Source organism: Synechococcus sp. R6-5 (genome assembly GCF_047461775.1).
In the GTDB taxonomy this organism is placed as follows: Bacteria; Cyanobacteriota; Cyanobacteriia; order Thermostichales; family Thermostichaceae; genus Thermostichus.
Map to the genome: position 1 here is coordinate 1 of NZ_JANSHV010000009.1, position 4,851 is coordinate 4,851.

Consider the following 4,851-nt stretch of genomic DNA (forward strand, 5'->3'; position numbering starts at 1 on the left):
CTGTCGGCTCGTTGATGATGCGCAGCACTTCCAAACCGGCAATGCGGCCCGCATCTTTGGTGGCCTGCCGCTGCGAGTCGTTAAAGTAAGCGGGAACCGTGATCACCGCTTGGGTGACCGGCTGGCCCAGGTAGCGGCTGGCATCATCCGCTAGCTTGCGCAGCACCATGGCCGAAATCTCTTCCGGCGCAAATTCCTTGTTCAGGCGGGGGGCGTATAACTTGACATTGCCCCGCTCATCCCGCCGTACCTGGTAGGAGACCCGCTTGGAGTCGGCATTCAGCTCATCGTACCTACGACCGATGAACCGCTTAACCGAGTAAAACGTGTTTTCCGGGTTGAGCACCGCTTGGCGGCGGGCCATTTGGCCCACCAGGCGCTCTCCATCTTTGGTGAAGGCGACCACCGAGGGTGTGGTGCGAGTACCCTCAGCATTGGCGATGACGGTGGGGACACCCCCCTCCATTACGGCGACAACCGAGTTGGTTGTGCCCAGGTCAATTCCTACAACTTTTCCCATCGGCTCCTTATTCTCCTCTTCTTGAGTACATTGCTTCGGTTACCGCCGCCAGCCTGTGTGAAGTAGCTTGGGCAGCCAATCTGTGAAAATCCGGCAGATGCTTGGTCACTTCCTGGGTCGATCCTAACCAGCTGGTTGGCGAGGCCAGGGCGAGAATGCCGCCCATTTCTCGGGGCTGAAGGGCAGACCGGTTACGGATCTCCGTACCTGCAGCAGCCTTGCTTTCGGTGCCGCTTGGGGTATGGCCTGGGTTGGCAGCTATTGGCAACTCTTGGGGGACTGCTGCCAGGCTAGCTCTGGATAAGCTGCAGCGCCTCCAGGCCGCGGTTCACAACGGTTGCGGCCAGGGGCAGGTAGCCCATCTCCTCGGCCAGGGCTTGTCCTTCGGTAAGGGCCCAGCGGAGCACAGCTTGCAGGGCGGCGGCCATGGCGGGATCCGAGTACCGGCGGTAGGTCAGGATCCAGGTGTAGGTGACGATGGGATACGCTCCAGGGCCAGCGGGATCCGGCACAAAAGCCCGCAGGTTTTCCGGCAGCTCAATTTCGCTCAAGGCCAGGGCCGAGGCTTCCGGGGAGGGGAGAATGAACTCGCCGCGGCGGTTCTCCAGAGCTGCCACCGACAGATCCAGCTCGCGGGCATAGACCGACTCCACGTAGCCGATCACCCCTTCGCTGAGAAGCATTTGGGCGCTCATGCCCTCGTTGCCTTTCACCCCAATGCCCACCGGCCACTCCAGCGACATGCCAGCACCGACTTCCGAGGCCCAAGCCGGATCGATGGCCGCCAGGTGGCGGGTAAAGGTATCGGTGGTGCCGCTGCCATCGGAGCGGTAGCAGACGGTGATGGGCAGATCGGGAATGGTTAGCTCCGGGTTCAGGGCCAGGATCTCCGGATCCCGCCACTGGTCGATTTGGCCGCGAAAGATCTTCACCAAAACGGGTCGAGACAGCTTGAGTCCAGAAGGGATCCCCGGCAGGTTGTAGCCTACGGCAATGCTGCCTGCGGTCATCGGGATCATGACCACACCCCGCTTCACCTCGGCGATCTCGGCATCGGTCATGGCCACATCACTGGCGGCAAAGTCCACTGTCTGGTCAATAAATTGCCGGATCCCAGCGGCGCTGCCCACCGGTTGGAAATTGATCTCCACCTTGGGATCCACCTGGCGGTAATCGGAAAACCAGCGCAAGTAAAGAGGAGCCGGAAAGGTGGACCCGGCCCCGTTGATCAGCAAAATTTTGTCGGCGGGCTGGCTGCGGGAGGCAGGAACAGGATCCCTGCCGCTGGGTTGGTCAGAACGGGATCCCCTTTGGCAGGCGCTCAAGGTAGCGCCGGTGGCCAATAAAGAAAGCAACACTTCTCGGCGACGGAAGCGGGGCAGTTGAGCCATGGTTCAGGTTCTCCGAGGTCACCGCCCCGATCCTTGTCTTGCCTGCGGGGCCCTGTCAAGGGTTGCCGGCGAGAGCTCTTGGGATCCCGTGCGTGGCCCACTTTCCCCAGGTGGCTGTCTTTCCCTCTGCGCCATCCCCGTATTCCTCGCTACGCTTCCCAGCAAAAGTCGGGATCCGACCCAAGCTCAGAAAGGAGAGACGGAAAACGGAGAATCCAAGAGGAAAATCAAGAAAAACAGCGCAAACAAGAGATTGAGCGAGCTGAGTTCTGCGGCAGTTGCACAGAGATCCCCAAGCCAAAGCCTTGTCTGGCAAGGCTTAGCGGTTTTTGGGCCTGAGTCCCCCCGCACCAGAAAAACCTTGACATATTCTGGAATATGGCAATATATTGTGGATTCTGTGCAGAAATCCTGCGCTGTTCACATCTCGGTATCTGGGGGACTACTATGCCGACTTTGACTCGTTCTCCCTGGACACTGCGAGACAGCGAAAAGCTCTATCGCATCTCAGGTTGGGGGGATCCCTACTTCCGTATCAACGCCGCCGGTCATGTGGAGGTGACCCCACAGGGCTTACAGCAGCAGGAACCGGGCATTGACCTGTACCACTTGGTGATGGATCTGGTGGCGCGGGGCCTGCAGTTGCCCCTCTTGATTCGCTTTCCCGAGATCGTGGCCGACCGCATGCGGCGGATTTGCGAGAGCTTTCAGCAGGCCATCCAGCGCTTTGGCTACCCCAACGTCTATCGGGGGGTTTACCCCGTTAAGGTGAACCAGCAGCGCCACCTGGTGGAGGAAGTGGTGAAGCACGGTCGCGCCTACCACTTTGGCCTGGAGGCGGGATCCAAGCCGGAGCTGTTGATTGCCCTAGCTTTGCTGGATACTCCCGGGGCTTTGCTGATCTGCAACGGCTACAAAGACCGGGATTTTATGGAGACGGCTCTCTTGGCCCAGCGGCTGGGGCGCACACCCATCATCGTTTTGGAGCGGCTGCAAGAGCTGGAGCTGGCGCTGCAGGCTGCCGACCAACTGGGCATTGACCCCATCTTGGGGGTACGGGCCAAGCTCTCCGCCCAGGGCAGTGGACGCTGGGGCACCTCGGCTGGGGATCGGGCTAAGTTCGGCCTCACGGCCACCGAGATTTTGCAAGTGGTGGAACGGCTGCGGGAAGCGGGCAAGCTGCATTGTCTACGCCTGTTGCACTACCACATCGGCTCCCAGATCTCGATGGTGAGCGTGCATGGACGGGCCGTGCGGGAGGCCAGCCAAATCTACATCGAGCTGGTCAAGCTGGGGGCCCCCATGGGCTACCTGGATATCGGCGGCGGCTTGGGGGTCGATTACGACGGATCCCAGTCCCCCAATCCTTTTTCCCAGAGCTACAGCATGGAGGACTACGCCGCCACCGTGGTGCAGACCGTGCTCACCGCCCTAGAACCCCACGGGATCCAGCCGCCGGTACTGGTGACCGAAAGCGGACGCGCCCTCATGTCCCACCAGTCGGTGCTGGTGTTTGACGTGCAAGATGTCAACGCCGCCAGCCCCTACCCCATGCCCACCCAGCTTACTTCCGATGCAGAGGTGATCCAGAAGCTAAACCAGCTTTACTACCAAATCCAGCCCGATACTCTGGTGGTCAACTATCGCCGTTGTCAGGAGCTGAAGGAGGCTGCTCTGCGTCAGTTCACCGAGGGATCCCTCAGCTTGCAGGAGCGAGCCGAGGTGGAACGCCTGTTTTGGAACTGCTCCGACAAGATCTGCACCTTGGCCTACGAGCAGCACCAAGCGGGGCATCCGGTGGCGGTGGATCTCTTGGATCTGGACGAAATGTTGGCCAGCATCTACTACGGCAATTTCTCTCTATTCCAATCCCTGCCGGATAGCTGGGCCATCGACCAGGTATTCCCCATCATGCCGATTCATCGTCTGGATGAGGAGCCACGCCAATGGGCCACCCTGGCCGATCTCACCTGCGACAGCGACGGCAAGATCAACCGCTTCTTCGGCGAAGATGGGCAGATCACCTCGGTCTTGCCGCTGCACGACCCCAACGGACATCCCTACCTGCTGGGGGTGTTTCTGGGGGGCGCTTACCAGGAGATTCTCGGAGATCTGCACAACCTGTTTGGCGATACCAACGCGGTGCATATCCGCTCCCGCCCCGGCGGCTACCACGTTTCCCAAGTCATCAAGGGGGACACCATTGGCGAAGTGCTGAGCTGGGTGCAGTACAACAGCGAAGATCTGGTGGAGACCCTCCACCACGCCACCGAAGCCGCCCTACAACGGGGGCAGATCAGCCTATCCCAGGCCCGCGCCTTGCAACGGCACTTTGAAGACAACTTGCGGGCCTACACCTACTTGCACTGAAGCTGGGTTTTTTCTACGAAACCCTTGAAACCAGAAAGGGATCCCGGTTTAGGCCGGGATCCTTATCTCTCTGCATCTGGAAGTTTGGGATCAAACTTGGCCGGTTACAGGCGCACTGGACTGTTCAGGGTCAAGTTAATCGTTTGGTTAGGGCGCAACACCACGACTTGAGGTGCCGTGATATTGCCCACCGCCACTCCGGCTCCAGCTCCGCCAATAACCCCTAAAGCAGAAACGCCTCCTGTGAGCAAGCCCAGCACCGTACCCCCCACAGCACCAATGGCTGCATCTTGAGCAATCGCTTCGGCAGAATAGTGGCGCGGGTCTTTCTCAGTGTGGATCAAATCAGTGGATCAAATCAGAAGACATCTGCACTGAGTAAAGTCGCCCATTGGCAATCAAAGCTGTGCCGAAGAACCTGGCCCCTCCCTGAGTCGGTCGCAAGCTGCCTCGCACCTCGCTGCCTGCTGGAATCGCCAATTGGCCGCTGCCGTTGTAGATGTCCTGGGCTACCCGCAGGGTAAGTGGGTGGGTGCTGTTGGGAGTAAACTACCCGGCTCCGACCGCTAA

The 4,851-nt window shown here is 59.9% G+C and carries 4 protein-coding genes; 1 reads left to right on the forward strand and 3 read right to left on the reverse strand.

The genetic code is table 11. The annotated features are described in order from the left end of the window. Nucleotides 1-520: Hsp70 family protein (locus NW818_RS00420; protein ID WP_414423541.1), on the reverse strand; the 520-nt coding region annotated here is incomplete at its 3' end. Between the two features lie 290 nt (nt 521-810). Then, nucleotides 811-1,911 carry a phosphate ABC transporter substrate-binding protein PstS gene (pstS, locus tag NW818_RS00425; protein WP_414423542.1) on the reverse strand — a complete coding sequence of 367 codons (1,101 nt, stop codon included), beginning with the start codon at nt 1,909-1,911 and terminating at the stop codon, nt 811-813. Between the two features lie 447 nt (nt 1,912-2,358). Between pstS and speA the strand changes: the two genes are divergently transcribed. Then, complete coding sequence (gene speA, locus NW818_RS00430) at nt 2,359-4,281, forward strand: biosynthetic arginine decarboxylase (protein ID WP_414341671.1); 1,923 nt, start codon at nt 2,359-2,361, stop codon at nt 4,279-4,281. A gap of 104 nt (nt 4,282-4,385) precedes the next feature. On the opposite strand, the gene NW818_RS00435 is transcribed toward speA, so the two are convergent. Continuing rightward, a complete protein-coding gene (locus tag NW818_RS00435; protein ID WP_011434319.1) occupies nt 4,386-4,625 on the reverse strand; it encodes a hypothetical protein in 240 nt (79 codons plus the stop codon). Nucleotides 4,626-4,851: the final 226 nt, after the last annotated feature.